Origin of the sequence: Nocardia rhamnosiphila NBRC 108938, assembly GCF_000720425.1 — a bacterium.
GTDB lineage: Bacteria > Actinomycetota > Actinomycetes > Mycobacteriales > Mycobacteriaceae > Nocardia > Nocardia rhamnosiphila.
This window is the reverse complement of sequence record NZ_JOAJ01000044.1, coordinates 1-770: the sequence shown is the minus strand read 5'-3', so window position 1 is coordinate 770 and position 770 is coordinate 1. Positions and strand designations below refer to the sequence as shown.

1 pseudogene is annotated in these 770 nt (G+C 62.3%); it reads left to right on the top strand.

From position 1 onward, the window contains the following. Nucleotides 1-770, top strand: a pseudogene (locus IG75_RS0135570) (DNA-directed RNA polymerase subunit beta); the annotation flags it as partial.

Genomic DNA, 770 nt, shown 5'->3' with positions numbered 1-770 from the left:
ACGGCGATGATTCCCTTCCTCGAGCATGATGACGCCAACCGTGCCTTGATGGGTGCGAATATGCAGCGTCAGGCGGTGCCGTTGATCCGTTCCGAGGCGCCTGTGGTGGGTACTGGTATGGAGTTGCGGGCCGCGGTGGATGCCGGTGATGTCGTGGTCAACGACAAGGCCGGTGTCGTCGAGGAAGTGTCCGCCGACTACGTCACGGTCATGGCCGACGACGGTTCGCGTAAGTCCTACCGGATGCGGAAGTTCGCCCGCTCCAACCAGGGCACCTGCGCCAACCAGCGGCCGATTGTGGACGAAGGCCAGCGGGTCGAGCGTGGTCAGGTGTTGGCCGATGGTCCGTGCACCGAGAACGGTGAAATGGCTCTCGGTAAGAACCTGCTGGTGGCGATCATGCCGTGGGAGGGTCACAACTACGAAGACGCGATCATCTTGTCCCAGCGTCTGGTGGAAGATGATGTGCTGACCTCGATCCATATCGAGGAGCACGAGATCGATGCCCGTGACACGAAGCTGGGTGCCGAGGAGATCACCCGCGATATCCCGAATGTTTCCGATGAGGTCCTCGCCGATCTCGATGAGCGGGGCATCGTGCGGATTGGTGCCGAGGTGCGTGATGGTGACATCCTGGTCGGGAAGGTGACGCCGAAGGGTGAAACCGAGCTGACCCCGGAAGAGCGGCTGCTGCGCGCGATCTTCGGTGAGAAGGCCCGCGAAGTCCGTGACACCTCGCTGAAGGTGCCCCACGGTGAGTCGGGCAAGGT